The sequence below is a fragment of the Microbacterium sp. genome (genome assembly GCF_049661145.1).
In the GTDB taxonomy this organism is placed as follows: domain Bacteria; phylum Actinomycetota; class Actinomycetes; order Actinomycetales; family Microbacteriaceae; genus Microbacterium.
Window position 1 is genome coordinate 1 of sequence record NZ_JBASZT010000111.1, and the last position, 21284, is coordinate 21284.

A 21284-nucleotide genomic window follows, 5' to 3' on the forward strand; every position below is an offset into this window, starting at 1 on the left:
GCGTACGCCCGCGCCGTTGCGGCGGCCGCGCGGTGAGCTACGGGCGCACGGACGCCATCCGTACCGAGAGCAGGCTGAAACGACCGAATCGAAGACCCCGGGGGCTTCGAGTGACGATCCAGCCTGCTTTTCCGACACAGACGGAGTGAGAACCGGGCAGCAGTCCCGGCGCGGTCAGCCATCGCGGGCGCCGGGGCGTGCGCCTGAGCCGAGGTGGCCGCGGCGCTCGTAGACTGGTGCGATGCGGATTCTGGCGGCGATGAGCGGTGGTGTCGACTCCGCCGTCGCGGCTGCCCGGGCCGTCGAGGCGGGGCACGACGTCGTCGGCGTGCACCTCGCGCTCTCCCGCGCGGGCGGGACACTGCGCACCGGCAGCCGCGGCTGTTGCACGATCGAGGACGCGATGGATGCCCGCAGGGCGGCCGACCGGCTCGGCATCCCGTTCTACGTGTGGGATTTCTCGGAACGGTTCCGCGACGACGTGATCGAGGACTTCGTGGCGGAGTACCGCGCCGGGCGCACTCCGAACCCGTGCATGCGGTGCAACGAGAAGATCAAGTTCGCCGCTCTCCTGGAGCGGGCGCTGGAGCTCGGCTTCGACGCCGTCTGCACGGGCCACTATGCGACGCTCGTCGACGGTCCCGACGGGCGGGAACTGCACCGCGCGAGCGACGAGGCGAAGGACCAGTCGTACGTCCTGGGTGTCCTCACCGTGCCGCAGCTGGCGCACACCTACTTTCCGCTGGGCTCGACGCCGTCGAAGGCCGTCGTCCGCGCCGAGGCCGAAGCGCGCGGGCTGAGCGTCGCGCACAAGCCCGACAGCCACGACATCTGCTTCATCCCCGATGGTGACACCCGAGGCTGGCTCGCCGACCGCGTGGGGGCTCAGCAGGGCGCGATCATCGACCGGTCGGGTGCGGTCGTCGGCGCGCATGCCGGTGCCCACGCCTATACGGTCGGCCAGCGGCGCGGGCTGCAGCTCGGGGTGCCGGCGCCCGACGGCAAGCCGCGCTTCGTGCTCGAAGTGCGGCCGGTGTCGAACACGGTCGTCGTCGGACCGAAGGAGGCCCTCGCGACCGCCCGCATCGCGGGGGAGCGGTTCACATGGGCCGGGCGCGCGCCGGTAGGAAACGTCTTCGACTGCCATGTGCAGATCCGCGCCCACGCCGAGCCCGTTCCGGCGCGGGCGGAGCTGGTCGACGGAGCGCTCACCGTCACTCCGGAGTCGCCGTTCGACGGCGTCGCGCCCGGCCAGACCGCGGTGCTGTACGACGGCACACGGGTGATCGGACAGTTCACGATCGACCGCACGGTCTCGGCGGTGCCGGTCCCGGCGTGACGGGTGAGGGGGTCGGACGCAAGCCCCCTCACGGTGTCGGCGGCCCCTCCTAGACTCTCCGTGTGACGGATGCCGACGATCAGCTGCCCCAGACCCTGGATGAGGCGCGGGCCGAATCCACGCGTCTCACCGACCTGATCGTCGGTGCGCGCGACGCCTACTACGGGCGCGACGCCGAGATCGTCGACGATCAGACCTACGACGGCTGGATGCGGCGGCTCGAAGCGCTGGAGCGCACGTTCCCCGAAGTGCAGGGACAGGACTCGCCGACACTGTCGGTAGGCGCGGCGCAGGGCTCGATGTTCGCGCCGGTCGAGCACGCCGAGCGGATGCTGAGCCTCGACAACGTCTTCAGCACGGACGAGCTGGCCGAGTGGTGCGCCAAGACGCAGTCGGCCGCGGGGCGTGCCGTGCGCTGGTTGCTCGAACTGAAGATCGACGGCCTCGCCATCAGCCTGCGGTACGAGCACGGAGTGCTGGTGTCGGCGGCGACGCGCGGTGACGGGCGCGTCGGTGAAGACGTGACGGTCAACGCGGCGCAGGTCACCGGCATCCCGTCACGGCTCGCGGGGAGCGGACATCCACCGCTCGTGGAGGTGCGCGGCGAGGTCTATATTCCGGTAGCGGCATTCGATGAACTCAATGCCCTGCAGGCCCGGCTGCGCGAACGCGTCATCGCTGGCGGCCTCGCCCGTGGCGGCGGCGACGAGGAGAAGCTGACGCGCTCGGCTGCGCGCCGGTTCCCCGCGTTCGCGAACCCGCGCAACGCGGCCAGCGGCGGGCTGCGACAGCAGCTCGACAAGAAGAACGGCATGGAACTCGAGGCGGGGAAGGCTCGCCTCGCCTCGCTGCGCCTTCTCGTCCACGGCATCGGTGCGTGGCCGTCACCGCCGGTGGCCTCGCAAAGCGAGGTGTACGGGGTCCTCGCCGAGTGGGGGCTGCCGACGAGTCCCTCATTCCGCACGTCCGACGACATCGACGGGGTGAGCGCGTTCGTCGGCTACTACGGTGAGCACCGCCATGACGTCGAGCACGAGATCGACGGCGTCGTCGTCAAGGTCGACGATCTCGCGCTGCATGACGAGCTCGGCGCCACCAGCCGCGCGCCGCGCTGGGCCATCGCGTACAAGTACCCGCCCGAGCAGGTCAACACCACGCTGCTCGACATCGTCGTCTCGGTCGGGCGGACCGGCCGGGTCACTCCCTTCGCCGTCATGGCGCCGGCGCGCGTCGCCGGTTCCGTCGTGCGGCAGGCGACCCTGCACAATCAGGAGGTCGTCGTCGCCAAGGGTGTGCTCATCGGCGATACGGTCGTGCTGCGCAAGGCGGGAGATGTGATCCCCGAGGTGCTCGGACCCGTCGTCGAACTGCGCGACGGGACTGAGCGCGCGTTCGTCATGCCCACGCACTGCCCCGAGTGCGGCGCGCTGCTCGCCCCCGCGAAGGAGGGTGACATCGACGTGCGCTGCCCCAACACGCGCGCGTGCCCGGCGCAAGTGCGCGGGCGGGTCGAGCACATCGGCTCACGCGGAGCGCTCGACATCGAGGCGCTCGGCGAGGTGACGGCCGCCGCGCTGACGCAGCCGAGCGTGCCCGCGGAGCCGCCGCTGCGCACCGAGGCGGGGCTGTTCGAGTTGACGCTCGATGAGTTGGTGCCGATCGAGGTCGTCGTGCGTGATGCCGAGACGGGCGAACCGAAGCTCGACGATGAGACCGGCGAGCCGGTGAAGCGTGCGCCGTTCCGGCGCAACCCGACGACGGCGGAGAAGAAGGAGGGCCTCACCGGGCCGCAGCCGTCGGCGCAGGCGCTCACTCTGCTCGAAGAGCTGGAGAAGGCGAAGACGAAGGAGCTGTGGCGATTCCTCGTGGCCCTCAGCATCCGCCACGTCGGACCGGTGGCGGCACGGGCGCTGGCCCAGTGGTTCGGGTCGATCGCCGCGATTCGCGCCGCCGTTCGCGATGAGCTCGCGGCCGTCGAGGGGGTCGGCGGCATCATCGCCGACTCGCTGATCGAGTGGTTCGCCGTCGACTGGCATCGCGAGATCGTCGAACGGTGGGAGCGGGCTGGGGCCCGGATGGAGATCCCGGGGCACCCCGGCCCGGGGGCCGCCGTTGCAGCGGGAGGAGTGCTGGAAGGGTTGACGGTCGTCGCGACCGGGACCCTGGAGGGCTACACGCGTGAGGGTGCGCAGGAGGCGATCATCGCCGCCGGCGGTAAAGCGGCATCCAGCGTCTCGAAGAAGACCGATTTCGTCGCCGCCGGCCCCGGCGCGGGGTCCAAGCTCGCGAAAGCCGAAGACCTGGGAGTGCGGATCATCGACGCCGCCCAGTTCAAGATCCTGGTCGAACAGGGCCCCGCGGCGCTCGACGCGCTGGCGCCCGACGCGGGCTGAGGGTGACTTCGGCAGCGCCGCATCGCTCCGACTTCGAGTGCTACACGTGTGGGCGCAGTCGCTCAGCCGCCCTGCGTCAGCTGCAGCAGCGAATCGCGCACCTGGCGGCGCATCACCTTGCCGATGAGGGACTTCGGCAACTCGTCGACCACGAAGATCCGGCGCGGCACCTTGTACGGGGTGAGGATGCTGCGTGCATACGCGCGGATGGCCTCGACGTCGACCTCCTTCGCGTCGGGGTCGGGGACGACGGCCGCGACCACCTCTTCGCCGGAGAGGTCGCTGGGAAGACCCACGACCGCGACGTCGAGCACGTCAGGGTGCTGCCGGAGAGCGTTCTCGACCTCGGTGGGGGCGACATTGAATCCACCCGTGATGATCAGCTCTTTGATGCGGTCGACGATACGGACGAACCCGTCCTCGTCGATCTGGACGACGTCGCCGGTGCGGAACCAGTCGTCCAGGAACACCTCGGCCGTCGCCTCTGGCTTGCCGTAGTAGCCCTGGAACACTTGCGGCCCGCGCACCAGCAGTTCGCCGCGCTCGCCCGCCGGCACTTCTCGGGTCGGTTCGTCGGGATCGACGACGCGGCACTCCGTTCCTGGCAGCGGCAGGCCGACCGTCCCCGGTTTGCGGTTCGGCGCCACGGGGTTGGCCATGAGGACGGGCGAGCACTCGGAGAGGCCGTAGCCCTCCACGAGGTAGCCGCCCGAGGCCTTCTCGAAAGGCACGACGAGCTCATGGGGCAGGGCCATGGCACCGGAGATCGCGATCTCGGTGCCGGCGAGCGAGACCCCCTCGTCCTGCGCCGCCTTCAGCAACCGCTCGGCGATGGGAGGAACGAGGGGAAGGAACGTCGCTGGGAGTTTCTTCGTGACCGCCAGCACCATCGCCGCCTCGAAGCGGGGGAACAGCACGAGGCGCGCCCCCATCGACATCGCGAACGTCAGGCACAGGGTCAGTCCGTACGCGTGGAACATCGGCAGCAAGGCATAGACGACGCACCCGTGGCCGCGCTGGATCTGCGGCACCCACGCCTCGCCTTGCCGCGCGTTCGAGAGCAGGTTGCGGTGAGTGAGCACGGCGCCCTTGGGAGTGCCGGTCGTGCCGCTCGTGTACTGGATGATCGCGACGTCGTCGGTGGCAGGACCGGGGACGGATGCCGGCAGTGGTACCGCCCGCAGCACGTGCTCCCACGCAATGGCGCCGCGCGTGCGGGTCGTGAGCGCGTCGCGCGACTCGCGCGCCTTCGTGATCGGCAGGCGAAGGGCGAATCGCAGTGATGCCGGCATGGCTCTCGTGATGTCGACCGTGATCAGATTCGTCACGGCGAGGTCAGAGGGAAAGTCTTGGACGGTCGCTACGACCTTGCTCCACACGATGGCGGTCTTTGCGCCGTGGTCCTCGAACTGTTTGCGCAGTTCGCGCGGGGTGTAGAGCGGGTTGTGCTCGATCGCGATCGCCCCCAGGCGCAGGATCGCGTAGAAGGCGATGATGTGCTGGGGGCAGTTGGGGAGCACGATCGCGACGGTGTCGCCCTTGCCGACGCCCAGGTCCCGGAGCCCGGCCGCGGCGCGATCCACGGCGTCCACGAGGTGCCGGTAGGACGTCGTACGCCCGAAGAACTGCAGGGCGGGAGCATCCGGGTAGTCTCGTGCGGAGGCGGTCACGAGGTCGAGCAGCGACCCGGTCACGGGTCCCAGCTCTGCGGGCACGCCTTCCGCATAGCTGGCGATCCAGGGGCGGGGCGGGTCGTACGTCGTCACGCGCACAGCCTATGCCGTCGTTGTGATAGCGGTCGTGTGACATCGCTCCGCGACCCAGCCGCTGCTGCTCGGGCACATCCACCAAGAAGAACACAGTGCGGCTCGTCACCGAGCATCTCGGATTGCTTCGGGCATGAGTCGGCCGGACCGCTCGTCTCGCCTCACGTCCTCACCGAGAGCCCGGACTAGACTCGACGGGTGTCTGAAATCACCCCTGAACTCGTGCGCCATCTCGGCGTGCTGGCCCGGATTCAGCTCGGCGACGACGAGGTCGAGCGCCTGACGGGCCAGCTCTCGGTCATCGTCGACAACATCGCGAAGGTATCCGAAGTCGCCACCACCGACGTGCCCGCCACGAGTCACCCCGTCGCGCTCGAGAACGTGTTCCGGCCCGATGTCGTCGGTGAGATGCTGACCGTCGAGCAGGTGCTGCAGAACGCTCCGGATGCCGCGGAGGACCGATTCCGCGTGACCGCGATTCTCGGTGAAGAGCAGTGAGTGCCCTGACGCGGCTCAGCGCCGCGGAGCTCGCCGCGCGGCTGTCGGCAGGTGAGGTGTCGAGCGTCGAGGCGACGCGGGCGCACCTCGACCGCATCGCCGCCGTCGACGGTGACGTGCACGCCTTCCTGCACGTCAGCGACCACGCGCTCGACATCGCCGCCGACATCGACCGCCGCCGCGCCGTGGGGGAGAGCCTCGGGGAGCTCGCAGGTGTGCCGCTTGCGATCAAGGACGTGCTCGTCACGACCGACATGCCCTCCACGAGCGGCTCGAAGATCCTCGAGGGCTTCCTGTCGCCTTACGACGCGACGGTCGTGGCGCGCGCCCGCGCCGCGGGGCTGGTCCCGCTCGGCAAGACCAACATGGACGAGTTCGCGATGGGCTCTTCGACGGAGCACTCCGCCTATGGGCCGACCCACAACCCGTGGGACCTCGACCGCATCCCCGGTGGCTCCGGCGGCGGATCTGCTGCCGCCGTCGCGGCTTTCGAGGCGCCGATCGCGCTCGGGTCGGACACCGGCGGATCGATCCGCCAGCCCGCGCACGTCACCGGGACGGTCGGCGTCAAGCCGACCTACGGGGCCGTCAGCCGGTACGGTGCGATCGCGCTCGCCTCCTCGCTCGACCAGGTCGGCCCCGTGTCGCGCACCGTGCTCGACTCGGCGCTGCTCCACGACGTCATCGGCGGCCACGACCCGCACGATGCGACCTCGCTCGAAGCCGCGTGGCCGTCGTTCGCGGCCGCTGCGCGCGAAGGCGCCACCGGCGAGATTCTCAAGGGACTGAGGATCGGGGTCGTCCGGGAGCTCCCCGAGAGCGGGTTCCAGGGCGGCGTGTGGGCATCGTTCCGCGAGGCGCTCGCGCTGCTGGAGGCCCACGGCGCGGAGATCGTCGAGGTCAGTGCGCCCCACTTCGAGTACGGCGTCGCGGCGTACTACTTGATCCTGCCCGCCGAGGCGTCCAGCAACCTCGCGAAGTTCGACTCGGTACGCTTCGGCCTGCGAGTCGACGTGCCGGGCGGCACGGTCGAGGACGTCATGGCGAGATCGCGCGACGTCGGCTTCGGTGACGAGGTGAAGCGCCGCATCATCCTCGGCACCTACGCTCTATCGGCCGGCTACTACGACGCCTACTACGGCAGCGCCCAGAAGGTGCGCACCCTGATCCAGCGCGACTTCGACGAGGCGTTCGCCCGGGTCGACGTCATCGCGACCCCGTCGGCGCCTACGACGGCATTCCGGCTCGGCGAGAAGGTCGACGATCCGTTGCAGATGTACCTCAACGACGTGACCACGATCCCGGTGAACCTCGCCGGGGTCCCGGGTATCTCGATCCCTTCGGGTCTGGCCGAAGAGGACGGGCTTCCCGTCGGCATCCAGTTCATCGCACCGCTGCGGGAGGACGCGCGGCTCTACCGCGTGGGAGCAGCCGCCGAAGCGCTGCTGGTCGATTCGTGGGGTGGTCCGCTGCTGGACCGTGCGCCGCTCCGGGGAGGGGACCTCTGATGGCCAAGGTCGCACTCATGGACTTCGACGAGGCCCTCGAACGCTTCGAGCCGGTGCTCGGCTTCGAGGTGCACGTCGAACTCAACACCGAGACGAAGATGTTCTCGCCCGCCGGCAACCCCGCGAATGAGAAGAACCACGGCGCCGCACCGAACACCCTCGTCGCGCCGGTCGACATGGGACTGCCGGGCTCGCTGCCGGTCGTCAACGAGACGGCGGTGCGCTACTCGATCAGCCTGGGGCTCGCGCTGGGATGCCAGATCGCGTCGCCGTGCCGCTTCGCGCGGAAGAACTACTTCTACCCCGATCTCGGTAAGAACTATCAGATCAGCCAGTACGACGAGCCGATCGCCTACGAGGGCAGCGTCGAGGTCGAGCTGACCGACGGCACGACGTTCGAGGTTCCGATCGAGCGGGCGCACATGGAAGAGGATGCCGGCAAGCTCACGCACGTCGGCGGCGCGGCCGGCCGCATCCAGGGCGCCGCGTATTCGCTCGTGGACTACAACCGCGCGGGTGTCCCGCTCGTCGAGATCGTCACCAAGCCGATCATCGGCGCCGAGAAGCGCGCGCCGGAACTGGCGGCGGCGTACGTGCGCGCGATCCGTGACATCGTGATCGGGCTCGGCATCTCGGAGGCGCGCATGGAGCGCGGTAACCTCCGCTGCGACGCCAACGTGTCGCTGCGGCCGCGCGGGCAGGAGAAGCTCGGCACGCGCACCGAGACGAAGAACGTCAATTCCATGCGGTCGGTCGAGCGCGCGGTGCGCTACGAGATCCAGCGTCAGGCGGCGATCCTCGCCGACGGCGGGACGATCACCCAGGAGACCCGGCACTGGCACGAGGACACCGGCACGACCTCGCCCGGGCGCCCGAAGTCGGATGCCGACGACTACCGCTACTTCCCCGAGCCGGACCTCCTGCCGGTCGCGCCGTCGGCAGAACTGATCGAGCAGTTGCGGGCGGAGCTGCCCGAGCCGCCGGCGGCGCGTCGCAAGCGTCTGAAGGCGGAGTGGGGCTTCACCGACCTGGAGTTCCAGGACGTGGTCAACGGCGGCCTGCTCGCCGAGCTCGACGCCACCGTCGCCGCGGGAGCGTCACCGGCCGCCGCCCGCAAGTGGTGGACGGGCGAGATCAGTCGTATCGCCAACGCCCAGGGGGTGGAGGCGGCTTCGCTCGTGGCTCCGGCATCCGTCGCCGCGCTGCAGACGCTCGTCGACGCGGGGACCCTCAACGACAAGCTCGCCCGGCAGGTGCTGGAGGGCGTCATCGCCGGCGAGGGCACACCGCAGGAGGTCGTGGACGCCCGCGGCCTCGCGGTCGTCTCCGACGACGGACCGCTCATCGCGGCGGTCGACGAGGCCCTCGCCGCCCAGCCGGACGTGCTGGCGAAGATCCGCGACGGCAAGGTCCAGGCCGCCGGCGCGATCATCGGTGCCGTCATGAAGGCGATGCGCGGGCAGGCCGACGCCGCCCGCGTGCGCGAGCTCGTGCTGGAGCGCGCCGCGGCATCCTGATCCCCCCTTTGTCCACGAGGGAACAACTCGGCGCCGAGAGAACGGGTGACAACCGTTCTCTCGGCGCGCAGTTGTTCTCTCGCGGAGGTGAGCACGGCCGACGGGCCCCGTGTCGTTGGGCCGGGGGACAATGGGGACATGGGACGGGGCGACGGCACGGGGCGGACCGTTTCGCCCGAGGATGCCGACGATACCGGCACACGGATCCTGCACGTCGATATGGACGCGTTCTACGCCTCGGTCGAGGTGCTCGACGACCCGGCGCTCGCGGGCAAGCCGCTGATCGTCGGTGGGATGGAGGGCCGCGGCGTCGTCTCCAGCGCGTCCTATGAGGCGCGTCGCTACGGCGTGCGTTCGGCGATGGGAGTCGCGCAGGCGTTGCGGCTCTGTCCGCACGCAATCGTCGTCACACCGCACTTCGAACGATACGCGGCGCTCTCGCGGCAGGTCATGGCGATCTTCCACGACATCACGCCGCTCGTCGAGCCGCTGTCGATCGACGAGGCGTTCCTCGACGTGTCGGGCGCCCGGCGACTGTGGGGCTCGCCCGGACAGATCGCGCAGATGCTGCGGGCACGGGTCCTCGCCGAGACCGGCCTCGTCTGCAGCGTCGGCGTGGCCGCCACGAAACACGTCGCGAAGATCGCCTCGACGCGCTCGAAGCCGAACGGCCTGCTCATCGTGAGCGAGCCCGACACGGCGTCGTTCCTGGCCGCGCTGCCCGTGTCGGCGCTGTGGGGCGTGGGGCCGAAAGCAGCGGAGGCACTCGAAGGCCGCGGCATCCGGCTCGTGTCCGACATCCTCGCCTCTCCGCGCGGCGTCATCGAGCGCACACTGGGCCGTGCCGGTGGCGAGCGGATCTGGCAACTCGCTCACGGCGTCGACCCGCGCGCGGTCGAGACCGACCGGGTAGAGAAGAGCATCGGCCACGAAGAGACGTTCCTGCACGATATCGCCGACACGACAACCCTGCGGAGCGAGTTGCGACGCCTGTCCGACCGCGTCGCCGCGAGGCTCCGCGACGGTGGCCTTCAGGCGCGCACGATCGCCCTGAAGCTGCGATACGCGGACTTCACCACCCTTACGCGCGCGTCGAGCCTCGCCGAGCCGACCGATGTGGGACAGCGCGTCGGAGACGTCGCGATCGGACTGTTCGATGCTCTTGAAATCACGCAGCCGGTGCGCTTGATCGGGGTTCGCGCAGAGAAGCTGAGCGGATCGAGCGGCGGCGCCATGCCGCTGTGGGACGACGACGCGGAATGGCGGCGGGTGGATGCCGCGCTCGACGACGCTCGGCAGCGCTTCGGCGGCGGTGCGGTCACCCGCGCGAGCGTGCTCGGGCCGCGGCGCGACGTGAACGCACTGCCGACCAATCCGCGGCTGCCGCGACCGGACTGACCAGGCCCGGGGCGTCTTTCCGCTGACGGCCGTGCGGACTACGGTGGAGGCATGCCCAATCTCGCACTGGAACTCGGCAAGCAGGCCGCCTCGCTCGGCGTCAACAGCGTATATGGCGAACAGCAGGACATCGACGGCATCCGGCTCGTCCCCGTCGCTCTCTCGTGGTCGGGCTTCGGCGCCGGCGAGGACGACGGCGGCAATGGCGGCGGGGGTGGCGGGGGCGTTGCGATCCCGCTGGGCGCCTACATCCGCAAGGGCGATGATCTGCGCTTCGAGCCGAACCTCGTCTCGCTGATCGCGGTGGGCATCCCGTTCGTGTGGGTCGCCGGCCGCGCGTTCAGTCGCGTCATCCGTGCTCTCAAGCGCTGACGATCCGGTTGCGCAGGCGCTGCACCACGCCGCCGACGCCGTGCTCTCTCAACTGGCGGCGCTGCCGGCGCGGACGGCGTTGACGTCGGCATCCGTCGCGCCCGGCGTGATCATCGACGGCGGGTCCGGCGCGGGAAAGTCGACCCTCGCGACCCTCGTCGCCGCCGGGTGGCCCGGCGAGGCGCGGGTCGTCGCGCTCGATGATGTCTATCCGGGGTGGGACGGCCTCGCACGCGGTGCCGAGCTCGCCCGTGTGCAGATCCTCGAGCCGCGGCGCGCCGGTGAGGCTTCGCACTGGCAGCGTTGGGACTGGGGTGCGAGTCGATATACCGCGGCAGACCGCGTCGACCCCGGCATCCTGCTCATCGTCGAGGGCTCCGGCGTGCTGACGGCGGCGTCGGCCGCGCTGTCGGATGCGCGGGTGTGGCTCGAATCGCCTGTCGAGTCGCGGCGGGAGCGGGCGTTGGCGCGGGACGGGGAGGCCTACCGGCCCCATTGGGAGCGGTGGGCCGCACAGGAGGCGGAGCATCTGGCCGCCGACCATCCGCGGGACTTCGCGACGCTGGTTGTCGAGATCCCCTGAGCCGCGATCAGTTCTCGAGGGCTTGCAGTAGTCCCTCGAGCCGAAAGCCCAGCCACTCGTAGACGCCGAACCGTGGGTCGTCACGGTCGTTGTCCTCTTCGATCGCGATGCCGAGCCGCGTCGCCAGCACGAGGCGCAGCGCCGCGAGCGTGCGTAGCCATGCGGATGCCGAGTGGTCGTCCAGCTCGATGACCATCGCCGTCTCGGCGTCGACACGGTCGAGCGATTCGGGCCGCAGCGGCTTGCCGTCGCGAAAGAGGGTCGTGGTGACGACGGCGGCATCCGCGCGCCGCCGGTCGAGCAGGTCGTCCTGTGTGAGGCGACGGTACTCGTCGGCCGCTTCGGCGTCGTCGGCGTAGGCGTCGGGCACGAGGCGCGCGAGCGCCGGGTCGGCACGGGGATCTTCGTCGAGCGTGTCGTCCAACAGCGTCGTGAACTGTGCCACGAGGTCAGTGAGGTGCGCAGCTTCGAGCAGCGAGATCTCCATCAGGACGGTTCTGCCGCTCATTCCGGCCCTTTCTGCACGGTCGCCCACAGCCCGTAGTCGTGCATGGCTTGCACGTGCAACTCCATCTGCTCCCGCGCCCCCTCGGCCACGACGGCGTGTCCATCGTGGTGGACGGCGAGCATGAGGCGGTGGGCTCGTTCGGGGGAGTAGCCGAAATAGGTGCGGAAGACGTGGGTGACGTAGGTCATGAGGTTGACGGGGTCGTTCCAGACGACCGTCTGCCAGGGGCCGTCAGTGGCGCTGGTCGCGCTGGTCGTGCTGTGCTCGTCGAGGCGGGTGTCTTCCAGAGGGATGGTCATGCCCAGCCCAACTCGTGCAGTCGGTCGTCGTCGATGCCGTAGAAGTGGGCGATCTCGTGCACGAGCGTCGTGTGGACCTCGTCGCGCAGTTCATCGACCGTCCCGCAGGCGTCCAGATGCGGTTCGCGGTACACGATGATCCGGTCGGGCAGTTCGCCGACGCCATAGCGATCCCTCTCGGTCAATGCAAGCCCGTCGTACAGGCCCAGCAGGCCGAGGCTGCCGTCCTCGGGGCGGTCCTCCACGACGAACACGACGTTGTCGAGGTCTGACACCATGTCGTCGGGCAACAGGTCGAGTTCGTCCGAGACCAGGTCGTCGAACGTGTCGGCATCCATGTCCATCATTCGACCGTCCTCGCGTCTCCGGTCGGGGAGGAAGTGGGGTGGCTAACGGGGCTTGAACCCGCGACCCCCGCGACCACAACGCGGTGCTCTACCAACTGAGCTATAGCCACCATGTGCCCGTCACCGGGCAACCACACGATTCTATTACACGCGCGGAGCGTAGGCGGACACCGTGGATGCCGCGGCCACACGCGCCGCTTCCGTCGTCGGGCCCGGCTCGGGCACGAAAACGGTCTCGCGGTAATACGCCAGTTCGCGGATGGACTCCCGGATGTCGGCGAGCGCACGGTGCCCGCCGTCCTTTACAGGGGCGTTGAAGTATGCACGCGGGAACCACCGGCGGGAGAGTTCCTTCACGCTGGAGACGTCGACGTTGCGATAGTGCAGCCAGCGGTCCACCCGCGGCATGTACTTCGCGAGGAACATACGGTCGGTGCCGATGGTGTTGCCCGCGAGCGGGGCCTTGCCTTCGGGGACGAATCGCTGGATGTACTCCAGCGACTCGAATTCTGCCTCAGCGAGGCTGACACCGGAGGGGATCTCGGCGAGCAGCCCGGATCGATCGTGCATCGAGGTGACGAACTCGTTCATGTGCGCGAGCGCCGAGGGATCCGGCTTGATCACGATTTGGAAGCCGGGGTCGAGCGCGTTCAACTCGAAGTCGGTGACGATGATGGCGATCTCGACCAGTTCGTCGATCGCGAGATCGAGGCCCGTCATCTCACAGTCGATCCAGACGAGACGGTCGTTGTCCGCGGCATTCACCATGTCCTTCATCCTAACGAGCGCTACCGATGCGCCGTTTACTGGGCGCTACTGTGGAGGAGCGCCTCCGTAGCTCAGTGGAAGAGCGACGGCCTTCTAATCCGTTGGTCGCAGGTTCGAATCCTGCCGGGGGCACTCAACGCACAAGGCTCGAACCTTGGCCCGCAGAATCAAGGGCTGGGGTTCGAGCCTTGTCGGCGTTCGCAGCCCAGGTCAGGGCGTCGGCGTTGACATCGGGGTCCAGCAGCATCTCGAAGGGTCGGGCGTTCTCGACGCGCAGTTCGTCGTCCTCCTCGACGTAGACCTTGGTGAAGAACGCCTGGTTGCAGAGACGCCGGTTGGCGTCGTCGCAGCGGGCGTAGATGTCGGCGCAGTTGCCGAGCAGGTTCAGGGCGTCGTCCAGGTGGGCGCGGGCGTCGGTGTGTTCGCCGTGGTGCGCATCGAGGCGACGGTTCACCTGGTCGAGTTCGCCGAGGATGCGGTCTTGTTCTCGTTTGAGGACGGCGAGCGGGATCGCGTCGGCGTAGTGGGCTTGCATGAGCCGGTCCTGTTCGTGTTCGAGCCGGTCGCGGTTGGCGGTGAGCTGGGCGAGCTCGTCGGCCCGCGGTGAGGACAGCCCGCACCTGATAACAAACCTCGGCCGGGACGAGCGGGTCATGCGCGCCCTTGTAGGCCACGCCTCGATAGATCACGTCGCCCTTGTAGTACGGGTTCGTCAGGAGCCGATGCACCGAGGATACGGCGAGCGGCTTACATGAATCGCTCCGTGACCGAGAATCGCGACGAGTGGTTGATGGCCGGATAAGACTCCGAGCCGTCCTTCCTGACCGGGCACGGAGATATGTGTCGCCCCGCCGTCACATACCGAGGCGTTCCACGAGACGATCTCGACCGTGAGCGCTGTCATTCGCTGCTGCCGCCCATCCGATGCTGCTGGGAGAGCGGGTCGAGGAAACCGGTGGGGTAGCTGGTCACTTCCTATGCCGCCTTCCGGTATTCGTTCGAGGCTCGGGACCGCGTGATCGCTATTGAGACGGTCACTGCCAACAAGGACCACGCCACGAATGTCGCCACGCGTCAGGAGCGCCGGATATTCACACAGTTGAAGGCAACCGCATCAAGGGCGAGTGTGCCGTTGGCGTTCGGGTGACGAGCGGAGTGGCCTATCCCTGATCGTGGTTTCGAGCATCGGTCGCCAACCTTTGGCACCTCCTTCCCAAATCACATTGGAGTGATGGGGCGTAATTCGATTCGGCCGTAGCGAGACATGGGGTGGCGTGCGGCGATGTCGATCGCTTGCTCGATGTCGTTGGCGGTGATGAGGTCGAAGCCGCCGATGTCGTCGCGGTCCGTTCCGGTGGCGCCGGCACCGGTTTCGAGGCATCCGTTTCGGATACGCACGGTAGTCGTCTCGTCAGCCGGGGCGCAGCGTCCCCCGGACAGGCGACTGCCGTCTTCGGTCGCCGTCCGCAACCAGTGCTCGGGGTCCCCGGTGACCGGGTCGAAGACTTCGGCGTCGGGGTCGGAGTTGATGAGGAAGAGGAACTGCATCGGTCATGACCTTTCGGTGCGGCGGGAGTGGTTGTGTGGACCAAGGAGACGGGTGTGTTCGAGCGCGTCGTAGGTGAAGGCGGCCCATTCGCTCCGGGCGTCGACGGGGAGTGCGACCCAGTCGTGGAAGGCGCGACCCCTGTCTCCGGGGGCGAATGGCCCCGCGCCTGCGATGCTGAGCGCCGCGGAGTGGCGGGGCGTACCGCGTCCGAGGCGGAGGCCGAGGTTGCCGTCGTCGAGGCAGGCGAGCATGCGACCGTCGATGGACAGCATGGGGCGGCCCATCATGTGGGCTCGGCGGGCTCCGAGCCAGCTCATCGCCTCGGCGAGCTCGTCGAACTGCTCGATCGCAGACGAGTTGGGTGAACGGCGCGCTGCCTTGGTGAGGTGGAGGATGTCTTCGTCGCGTCCGGTGGGGACGAATCCGGTGCGGACGTAGAGCCCGAGCGCGATGGTGTTCTCGGCCAGGACGGACAGGCGGATCGGGGTCGCGGGATGGGCACGGCGAATGGCGTGGTCGAGGAGTGCGCGCCCGTGTCCGGCTCCGCGGTGAGCGGGATCGACGATCAGACGCGAGATGCGAGTACCGGCTTCGGTGCGCGTGAGCTGCACGTGACCGATCGGCGTGCCTGGGTCATCGCCGGTGATCGTCGTCCATGCCGTTCTGCCGGGCGCGTCGATCAGGTCGAGGAACTCGTGTTCGGTGAGCGGCCAGGTCAGGCGGTCCCCGGCGAAGGCGCGCAATTCGTCCGGGCCACACACCCAGGCGGCGATAGCGGGATAGTCCCCGGGGACGAAGGGGCGAAGACGCATCACCGTTGACTCTGTTCCTCGCCGAGTGGAGTGTCGGGCGTCATCGGGCTCCTTCGGTCGCGTTCTCCGCGTCTGGTGTCGGGTCGCGGTGCCAGGCGCGGATGGTGTCGGCGAACTCGGTCGGCGCGTCGGACTGGAGGAAGTGTCCGGCGTCCGGGATGCGCACCACGGTTGCGTCGGGAAGTTCCCGTGTCCAGCGGTCGAGCTCGATCTCGCGGAAGGCGATGTCGCGACCTGCCCAGATCAGCAGCACCGGAAGCGACCGCAGGGCGGGCAGCCCGGACTCGACCCGCGCCAGGAACGGCGCGCTGCGCACGATCTCGCGAGGCATGATCGCCGACGCCTGCCGCCGTTGCGGGGTGCCCAGCGCTCTCCGGTAGTGACGCATCTCGTCCGCGCTCGGGCGGCGGCGCTTGTGCCCTGCGGGGATAATGGCGTTGACGAAGAGGTTGGCGCGCCGCGTGAGCCACGCGCCGACGGCACCGCCCATCAGTGCGGAGAATCGCTCGAAGTGCCGATCTCCTGTCACCGGCCAGCCCCACGTGTTGCCGAGGACGAGCCCGGCGAACCGCTCCGGCATCCGTTCGACGATGCTCAACCCGATCGGACCGCCCCAGTCCTGCGCGACCAGGACCACGTTGTCCAGGTCGAGTTCCTCCACGAACCCGGTCAGTACCTCGGCGATCGACTCCGGTCGACCGTCGAACCCGGACGGCGCCTCCGAGAGCCCGAAGCCGGGCAGGTCGGGGGCGATGCACCGGAACCTGTCGGAGAGCCGGCCGATCACGTCTCGCCACACGAACGACCAGGTCGGATTGCCGTGCAGCATCAGTAACGCCGGTCCGCGTCCCTGGTCCACGTAGTGGATACGGTGACCGTCCCATTCAAGAGCATGGGTCGTGAAGGGGTAGAGCGAGCGATCAACCCAGTCCGGCAGCTTCCTCATCCGATTCTCCGATCCCGTCCTATACGGTTTATAATATAAACCATGATCGTGAGGGAACGGAAGCGGGGCGGCTCGGATGGCTGAGTATCAGCAGTTCTGCGGGCTCGCCTGTGCCCTCGACGTGATCGGAGACCGCTGGAACCTGCTCATCGTGCGAGAGCTGCTGATCTCAGACCGTCGCCATGGCGAGCTGAAAGCCGCACTGCCGGGGATCGCGAGCAATCTGCTCAGCGATCGCCTGCGCGACCTCGTCGACGCCGGGATCGTGACTCGGCGCGAGGAGCCGGGACGCAAGGCGGTCGGGTACGCGTTGACGCCCTTGGGTCTCGGGTTGCGTGAGCCCGTGCTCGGACTCGTGCGATGGGGCGCTCAGCTCATGGTCGCCGGGCCCCGACCCGGCGACAGCGTCCAGCCGCAGTGGCTCGCCCTCGCGATCGAGGCGCTGCTCCCGCAGTCAGGCCTCCCCGAGGCGACGATCCTCATCCGCGCGGACGGCCACGACTTCACCCTCCGCACGTCGCACCAGGGCGCGCGGGTCGAGCTCGGTGCGCAGCCAGGCCCCGACGCGATCGTGGAGGCGCCCACCGCGGCGACGCTGGGGCTGTTCTCCGGGATGCTTCCCGCAGAGTCGCCCGCCCTCGGCGCGGTGCGGACGGACGACCGGAACGGGCGACTCGCGGCGATTCTGGCACGTGCGTTTCACGACCAGAACCTCAGCGAACCTGCGACAGGCGGACGCTGACATGCACCAGCTCGGCATTCGGGCACCTCGATGCCGCACCGGATCGGGTGTGGTCCGCGATCACGATCCCGTCGGAGTGGACGGCATGGATGTGGCCGCCCAGCTTCGACACCGACTGCCGGGTCGACCTGCGTGTCGCTACCACCTCGCCTCCCCGACCGCGGGCATCGGCGTCGGCGGCGAGTACCGGCTCATTGAGCCACCGTCGCGGATCGAGTTCACCTGGCAGTGGGACGGCGAGACCGAAGTCACCACCGTGGCGGTGTTGCTCGACGCGCACCCGGACGGGACCGAACTGACGTTCATTCACAGTGGCTTCGCCGACACGACAACCCGCGACGATCACGTGCAGGGCTGGAGCGACTGCCTCGACCGACTCACGGCACACCTCACCACCCCCGACCAGACCACGACCGAAGGGCAGAAGACATGACCATCGAACCCCGCACCATCGTCACCGGGTACCTCAACGCCGTCGCCGCGCACGACAGCGACCGACTCCGCGCTCTCCTCCACGAGGACGCCGAGTTCCGCAACGGACCCGCCCGCGTCACCGGTCGAGACGCCTACGTCGCCGCCTTCGAGAGGATCTATCCCGCGGTCGAACGCAACGACATCCGCCACATCTTCGTCGACGGCGATCTCGCCTGCGCCGTCTACGACTTCATCACCCCGACCAGCGTCGGCGCCGTCCTCACCATGGAACTGCTCCGCATCGAAGACGGACTCATCCGATCCAGCGAACTCCTCTTCGACCTCCGCCGATGGCCCGATGTCACGGCTGAGTTGTCAGCGAGGACCTGACGAGGCGCATCGAGCCGTGCCGAACACCCGCGCCTAGACATCACCCACTTCATCGACGGCGCTCTCGACTTTGCAGACCACGATTCGTGACCCAAGCAGGATCGGCGCCGTTGTCAGACCAGAGCTGCCGCATCGAGGGAGGATTGACTCGATCAAGCGAACCGGTTCCCCACCAGGCTCACCGAACGCCAAACGAGAGAGTTCTGCTCTCGTGTCGTGACGTCGACCCGGACGGGATCGCCCGGTTACATGACTGCAGTCTTGCTACATGCCGTTGCAGGTGGCCCCTGATTCCTCTTCGTAGGCGGCCTCCTTGAGACCGCGCGTCGTCGCCATGCGCGTCTGGGCGGGCCGAGTCCCGTCGGAGTCGGGCCGCCCTTGCGAACCATGCGCCATAGCGATCATGGTGGAGGAGTGGCCCCTGTGGAGCTGGTTGAACGCTACTTCGCCGAGGTGTCGAACGAGCCCGATGGCGGCAAGCGTCGCGCCGGGATCGAGGTGCTCTTCGATGAGAACGTGCGGTATGTGGATCAGGACGGTCCCGTTGAAGGTCGGGAGGCGTTCATCGCACGGATCACTGAACTCGCCACGCTCATGGGTGAGGGCATGCGCTTCACGAGCCGAAGGCCGCCCCAACGCGCTGAGGAAGCTTTGCTGTTCTCCTGGGCTCTGGGGCGACCTGGCGAGGAGCCGGTCCTCGTCGGAACCGATGTAGCGATCGTCGCCGACGGTCGCATCACACGCCTCTATGCAGTGGTGGAATAGGCCCTCTGCGCCGTCCTGGAATAGGCGATGGCTCGATCGGCTCGATCGGTGTCGATGCACACCACAAGCCGGAAGACAGGCCGGTCCGTCTGCTGTCGCAACGTGTCTTGCGAGCGTATACGAGCTATCAGGTCGTCGCCCGTGGTCGGCGACCACGAGGGCGAATCTCGACGCCCTCCGCCGCCACGACTCTCCGTGCGCTTCCCTGGCTCATGCCGAGCCGCAGCCCGACCTCCACAGCGTCAGCCCGCTCTCGTAGAGCCGCACCGCCTCGGGCGCGTCCTCGGGAGCGATCCCGCGCTGCCGCAGCGGAATCGAGCGGCGAACGAGGTTGTGCATGGCTCGTCTCACTCCTTCCGTGCCGAGGCGGTTTCGTGGATGAAGATGGTCTTCCCGACGGTGTGTCCGTCGCGCAGGGCGGTGAGCACGCGGGGTGCGTCTTGGATGGGTGCTTGTTCGGCGACGTGCACGGTGACGTCGCCGGCGGCGACGAGAGTGAGAGCGCGACGCAGATAGGTGCCGACGAGTTGTGGTTCGGCGGCGGAGAGGGCGCCGAGGTTGAAGCCGTGGACTCCGATGCCGTTGAACCAGAGGGTGTTGCTGCTGATGGGTTGATCGCCGGCTTGTGCGGCGTCGCCGATGGCGAGGAGCCTGCCGCCGAGTCGGAGGAGCCCGAGGCTGGTGATCCTGTCCGGGCCGGATACCGGGTCGGCGATCACATCGAACTGCCGTGGGCTGGCGTTTTCAAGATCGGCGCGCAGCCATACCTCGTCGTAGCCGAGGTCGAGCGCGGCTTGCCGCTTGGAATCGGAGCCGACCACGCCGACAACGCGCTGTGCGCCGAGGAGACGGGCGATCTGTCCGAACTGCGAACCGAGGCCGCCCGCGGCGGCATGGACGAGGACGTGCTCGCCGGCTGCGAGGTGGGCGATCCGTTCGAGCACGATGAGCGCGGTCGTCGTGTTCGACGGCACGACCGCTGCCAGTGCGGGGTCCATGCCGGGCGGGAGCGGGGCGACGAGGCCGGCATGGGTGACGGCGACTTGTCCGTACCCTCCGCCGCCGTTGATCGTCAGTGCCGCGACCGGATCGCCGACCGTGAACCCGGTCGCGTCGTTTCCGACGGAGCGGATGTGCCCGGCGGCTTCGATACCGGGCACCCAGGGCAGGGGGTTGGGCACGAACCCGCCCGCGAACAGGGCCTCGACGTAGTTCGCTCCCGCGTATTCCACGTCGATCGCGACCTGGTCTGGCCGGGGTTCGGGAGCGGGAATCTCGTTGTAGCTCAGACCCTCGGGGCCGTCGTAGCTGGTGATCTGGATGGCCTTCATGCGGGTGACTCCTGTCGAGATATTCGATACCTGCATAGTGTCAGGTCTCTTATATAGAGAAGCGTATCAGTCATCTGATACCGGACGGAGTGAGGTCAGCATGAAGCGCGTACTCGGGCGAACCGGACGGGAGGTCGCGCCGCTCGGACTCGGCTGCATGGGGATGAGCTGGGGCTATGCCGAAAGCGGCCGTGACGATGAACGCTCTGTCGCCGTCATCCGTCAAGCCTTCGATGCCGGCGTCGAGGTGATCGACCCGGCCAGTCCGAACTGTCCCTCTGGACGCGCGACCCCCTCGGCGAGACCACCGGCACCGGCCACGTCGGCGGTGCCGGAAGTCCATACCCTGAACGGCCTGCCCACTCCGGCGGGATCACGCTACTGACACGACAGCCCGCTACTCGGGCGGTGCCGAGTGCGTCGGCTCGCTGCGCAACGTCGTGGTGATCCGGCGCAACAGGTCTCGCGCTGTCGCGTGCTCTTCGGCGGTGAACGCCTCGGCCAGACGTTGCTCGATCGCCCGCGCATGCTCATCCGCACGCAACAGCAGCGCCTCACCCGCCGGGGTGAGGCTCGTGACCAGCACCTTACGGTGCGTCTTCGACGGCACCCGCACGATGAGCCTCTTGTGCTCCAGCCTCGACAAGACCGTCGTCATCGTCTGCGGCGTCACCGCCGCCACCCGCGACAACTGCGCCGACGACTGACCCGGCGAGTAATACAACGCCATCATCGCCGCATACTGCGCCACCGTCAGATCAAACGGGCGCAACGCATCCGACTTCGCCGCGATCAACGCCTGCTCCGCCTGCTTCACATAGTTCCCCAATCGAGCATCCACATCCTCCGCGAACGCCTCCTCACCACGACGGGGAGGCGACGGACGCGGCACACCCGCAAGCCCTATGTCAGCCATCTGATAACTGTAGCCGACGACGGCCCCACCAGCGAGCCTGGATCACTAGGGTCGGCCCCACCCTGACCTGACGGCCTACGCGCCTTCTTCGCCGCGCCCGGGAGCAATCCCCGCCCGCGACAA

Annotated in this window: 26 protein-coding genes and 2 tRNA genes; 14 read left to right on the forward strand and 14 right to left on the reverse strand. The window is 68.5% G+C overall.

Annotated elements, in window-relative coordinates; translation table 11 throughout:
- Nucleotides 1-241: 241 nt before the first annotated feature.
- A complete protein-coding gene (mnmA, locus tag WBP48_RS04770) occupies nucleotides 242-1339 on the forward strand; it encodes a tRNA 2-thiouridine(34) synthase MnmA (protein ID WP_424436845.1) in 1098 nt (365 codons plus the stop codon).
- A 62-nt stretch (nucleotides 1340-1401) separates the two neighbouring features.
- Entirely contained in the window at nucleotides 1402-3732 is a 2331-nt protein-coding gene (gene ligA / locus WBP48_RS04775; protein WP_424436848.1) for an NAD-dependent DNA ligase LigA, read from the forward strand.
- Nucleotides 3733-3794: 62 nt separating this feature from the next.
- On the opposite strand, the gene WBP48_RS04780 is transcribed toward ligA, so the two are convergent.
- Nucleotides 3795-5498 carry a long-chain-fatty-acid--CoA ligase gene (locus WBP48_RS04780; protein ID WP_424436851.1) on the reverse strand — a complete coding sequence of 568 codons (1704 nt, stop codon included), beginning with the start codon at nucleotides 5496-5498 and terminating at the stop codon, nucleotides 3795-3797.
- Between the two features lie 198 nt (nucleotides 5499-5696).
- Here WBP48_RS04780 and gatC point away from each other — a divergent pair, with 198 nt between their 5' ends.
- The 6 genes from gatC (at nucleotide 5697) to WBP48_RS04810 (ending at nucleotide 11374) form a co-directional block, all read left to right on the forward strand.
- Nucleotides 5697-5996, forward strand: a complete 300-nt coding sequence (gatC, locus tag WBP48_RS04785; RefSeq protein ID WP_424436854.1) for an Asp-tRNA(Asn)/Glu-tRNA(Gln) amidotransferase subunit GatC — start codon at nucleotides 5697-5699, stop codon at nucleotides 5994-5996.
- Nucleotides 5993-7504 (forward strand): Asp-tRNA(Asn)/Glu-tRNA(Gln) amidotransferase subunit GatA, encoded by a 1512-nt coding sequence (gatA, locus tag WBP48_RS04790; protein WP_424436857.1) that lies wholly within the window; start codon nucleotides 5993-5995, stop codon nucleotides 7502-7504. Before gatC ends, gatA begins: the two co-directional genes overlap by 4 nt.
- On the forward strand, nucleotides 7504-9021 hold the full coding sequence (gene gatB / locus WBP48_RS04795) for an Asp-tRNA(Asn)/Glu-tRNA(Gln) amidotransferase subunit GatB (protein ID WP_424436860.1): 1518 nt from the start codon (nucleotides 7504-7506) through the stop codon (nucleotides 9019-9021). The genes gatA and gatB overlap by 1 nt, the downstream gene beginning before the upstream one ends.
- A 138-nt stretch (nucleotides 9022-9159) precedes the next feature.
- Nucleotides 9160-10419, forward strand: coding sequence for a DNA polymerase IV (locus WBP48_RS04800; RefSeq protein ID WP_424436863.1), 1260 nt, complete (start codon nucleotides 9160-9162; stop codon nucleotides 10417-10419).
- A 51-nt stretch (nucleotides 10420-10470) separates the two neighbouring features.
- Complete coding sequence (locus WBP48_RS04805; RefSeq protein ID WP_424436866.1) at nucleotides 10471-10791, forward strand: hypothetical protein; 321 nt, start codon at nucleotides 10471-10473, stop codon at nucleotides 10789-10791.
- A complete protein-coding gene (locus tag WBP48_RS04810) occupies nucleotides 10775-11374 on the forward strand; it encodes a hypothetical protein (protein WP_424436869.1) in 600 nt (199 codons plus the stop codon). The genes WBP48_RS04805 and WBP48_RS04810 overlap by 17 nt, the downstream gene beginning before the upstream one ends.
- Before the next feature lie 7 nt (nucleotides 11375-11381).
- Here the strand turns inward: WBP48_RS04810 and WBP48_RS04815 are convergent, their stop codons facing one another.
- The 5 genes from WBP48_RS04815 to orn form a co-directional block, all read right to left on the reverse strand.
- A complete protein-coding gene (locus WBP48_RS04815) occupies nucleotides 11382-11882 on the reverse strand; it encodes a DUF2017 family protein (protein WP_424436872.1) in 501 nt (166 codons plus the stop codon).
- Nucleotides 11879-12181, reverse strand: coding sequence for an ATP-dependent Clp protease adapter ClpS (clpS, locus tag WBP48_RS04820; protein WP_424436875.1), 303 nt, complete (start codon nucleotides 12179-12181; stop codon nucleotides 11879-11881). Before clpS ends, WBP48_RS04815 begins: the two co-directional genes overlap by 4 nt.
- Nucleotides 12178-12528, reverse strand: a complete 351-nt coding sequence (locus tag WBP48_RS04825) for a metallopeptidase family protein (RefSeq protein ID WP_424436878.1) — start codon at nucleotides 12526-12528, stop codon at nucleotides 12178-12180. Before WBP48_RS04825 ends, clpS begins: the two co-directional genes overlap by 4 nt.
- Nucleotides 12529-12562: 34 nt before the next feature.
- Nucleotides 12563-12638, reverse strand: a tRNA-His gene (locus WBP48_RS04830).
- Between the two features lie 34 nt (nucleotides 12639-12672).
- Nucleotides 12673-13296 carry an oligoribonuclease gene (orn, locus tag WBP48_RS04835; RefSeq protein ID WP_424436881.1) on the reverse strand — a complete coding sequence of 208 codons (624 nt, stop codon included), beginning with the start codon at nucleotides 13294-13296 and terminating at the stop codon, nucleotides 12673-12675.
- 60 nt (nucleotides 13297-13356) lie between these two features.
- On the opposite strand from orn, the gene WBP48_RS04840 reads away from it, so the two are divergent.
- Nucleotides 13357-13428, forward strand: a tRNA-Arg gene (locus tag WBP48_RS04840).
- Between the two features lies 1 nt (nucleotide 13429).
- On the opposite strand, the gene WBP48_RS04845 is transcribed toward WBP48_RS04840, so the two are convergent.
- The 5 genes from WBP48_RS04845 to WBP48_RS04865 form a co-directional block, all read right to left on the reverse strand.
- Nucleotides 13430-13951, reverse strand: coding sequence for a hypothetical protein (locus tag WBP48_RS04845; RefSeq protein WP_424436884.1), 522 nt, complete (start codon nucleotides 13949-13951; stop codon nucleotides 13430-13432).
- 57 nt (nucleotides 13952-14008) lie between these two features.
- Complete coding sequence (locus tag WBP48_RS04850) at nucleotides 14009-14200, reverse strand: hypothetical protein (protein ID WP_424436887.1); 192 nt, start codon at nucleotides 14198-14200, stop codon at nucleotides 14009-14011.
- A gap of 314 nt (nucleotides 14201-14514) precedes the next feature.
- Nucleotides 14515-14844, reverse strand: coding sequence for a YciI family protein (locus WBP48_RS04855; protein WP_424436890.1), 330 nt, complete (start codon nucleotides 14842-14844; stop codon nucleotides 14515-14517).
- A gap of 3 nt (nucleotides 14845-14847) precedes the next feature.
- Nucleotides 14848-15657 (reverse strand): GNAT family N-acetyltransferase, encoded by an 810-nt coding sequence (locus tag WBP48_RS04860; RefSeq protein ID WP_424436893.1) that lies wholly within the window; start codon nucleotides 15655-15657, stop codon nucleotides 14848-14850.
- A gap of 40 nt (nucleotides 15658-15697) precedes the next feature.
- On the reverse strand, nucleotides 15698-16603 hold the full coding sequence (locus WBP48_RS04865) for an alpha/beta fold hydrolase (protein WP_424436896.1): 906 nt from the start codon (nucleotides 16601-16603) through the stop codon (nucleotides 15698-15700).
- A gap of 76 nt (nucleotides 16604-16679) precedes the next feature.
- Between WBP48_RS04865 and WBP48_RS04870 the strand changes: the two genes are divergently transcribed.
- From WBP48_RS04870 to WBP48_RS04885, 4 genes are all read left to right on the forward strand, one after another.
- Nucleotides 16680-17345 (forward strand): winged helix-turn-helix transcriptional regulator, encoded by a 666-nt coding sequence (locus WBP48_RS04870; protein ID WP_424436899.1) that lies wholly within the window; start codon nucleotides 16680-16682, stop codon nucleotides 17343-17345.
- A gap of 49 nt (nucleotides 17346-17394) precedes the next feature.
- Nucleotides 17395-17778, forward strand: coding sequence for an SRPBCC family protein (locus WBP48_RS04875; protein ID WP_424436902.1), 384 nt, complete (start codon nucleotides 17395-17397; stop codon nucleotides 17776-17778).
- A complete protein-coding gene (locus tag WBP48_RS04880; RefSeq protein ID WP_424436905.1) occupies nucleotides 17775-18149 on the forward strand; it encodes a nuclear transport factor 2 family protein in 375 nt (124 codons plus the stop codon). Before WBP48_RS04875 ends, WBP48_RS04880 begins: the two co-directional genes overlap by 4 nt.
- A 423-nt stretch (nucleotides 18150-18572) precedes the next feature.
- Nucleotides 18573-18914 (forward strand): nuclear transport factor 2 family protein, encoded by a 342-nt coding sequence (locus WBP48_RS04885; RefSeq protein WP_424436908.1) that lies wholly within the window; start codon nucleotides 18573-18575, stop codon nucleotides 18912-18914.
- Between the two features lie 210 nt (nucleotides 18915-19124).
- Here WBP48_RS04885 and WBP48_RS04890 read toward each other — a convergent pair whose 3' ends face one another.
- Both WBP48_RS04890 and WBP48_RS04895 read right to left on the reverse strand, forming a co-directional pair.
- Nucleotides 19125-19253: a hypothetical protein gene (locus WBP48_RS04890; RefSeq protein WP_424436911.1), complete on the reverse strand. Its 129-nt coding sequence runs from the start codon at nucleotides 19251-19253 to the stop codon at nucleotides 19125-19127.
- 8 nt (nucleotides 19254-19261) lie between these two features.
- Nucleotides 19262-20245, reverse strand: a complete 984-nt coding sequence (locus tag WBP48_RS04895) for a quinone oxidoreductase family protein (RefSeq protein ID WP_424436914.1) — start codon at nucleotides 20243-20245, stop codon at nucleotides 19262-19264.
- Between the two features lie 100 nt (nucleotides 20246-20345).
- On the opposite strand from WBP48_RS04895, the gene WBP48_RS04900 reads away from it, so the two are divergent.
- Nucleotides 20346-20630 carry a hypothetical protein gene (locus WBP48_RS04900; protein WP_424436916.1) on the forward strand — a complete coding sequence of 95 codons (285 nt, stop codon included), beginning with the start codon at nucleotides 20346-20348 and terminating at the stop codon, nucleotides 20628-20630.
- Between the two features lie 12 nt (nucleotides 20631-20642).
- Here WBP48_RS04900 and WBP48_RS04905 read toward each other — a convergent pair whose 3' ends face one another.
- A complete protein-coding gene (locus WBP48_RS04905; RefSeq protein WP_424436919.1) occupies nucleotides 20643-21161 on the reverse strand; it encodes a MarR family winged helix-turn-helix transcriptional regulator in 519 nt (172 codons plus the stop codon).
- Nucleotides 21162-21284: the final 123 nt, after the last annotated feature.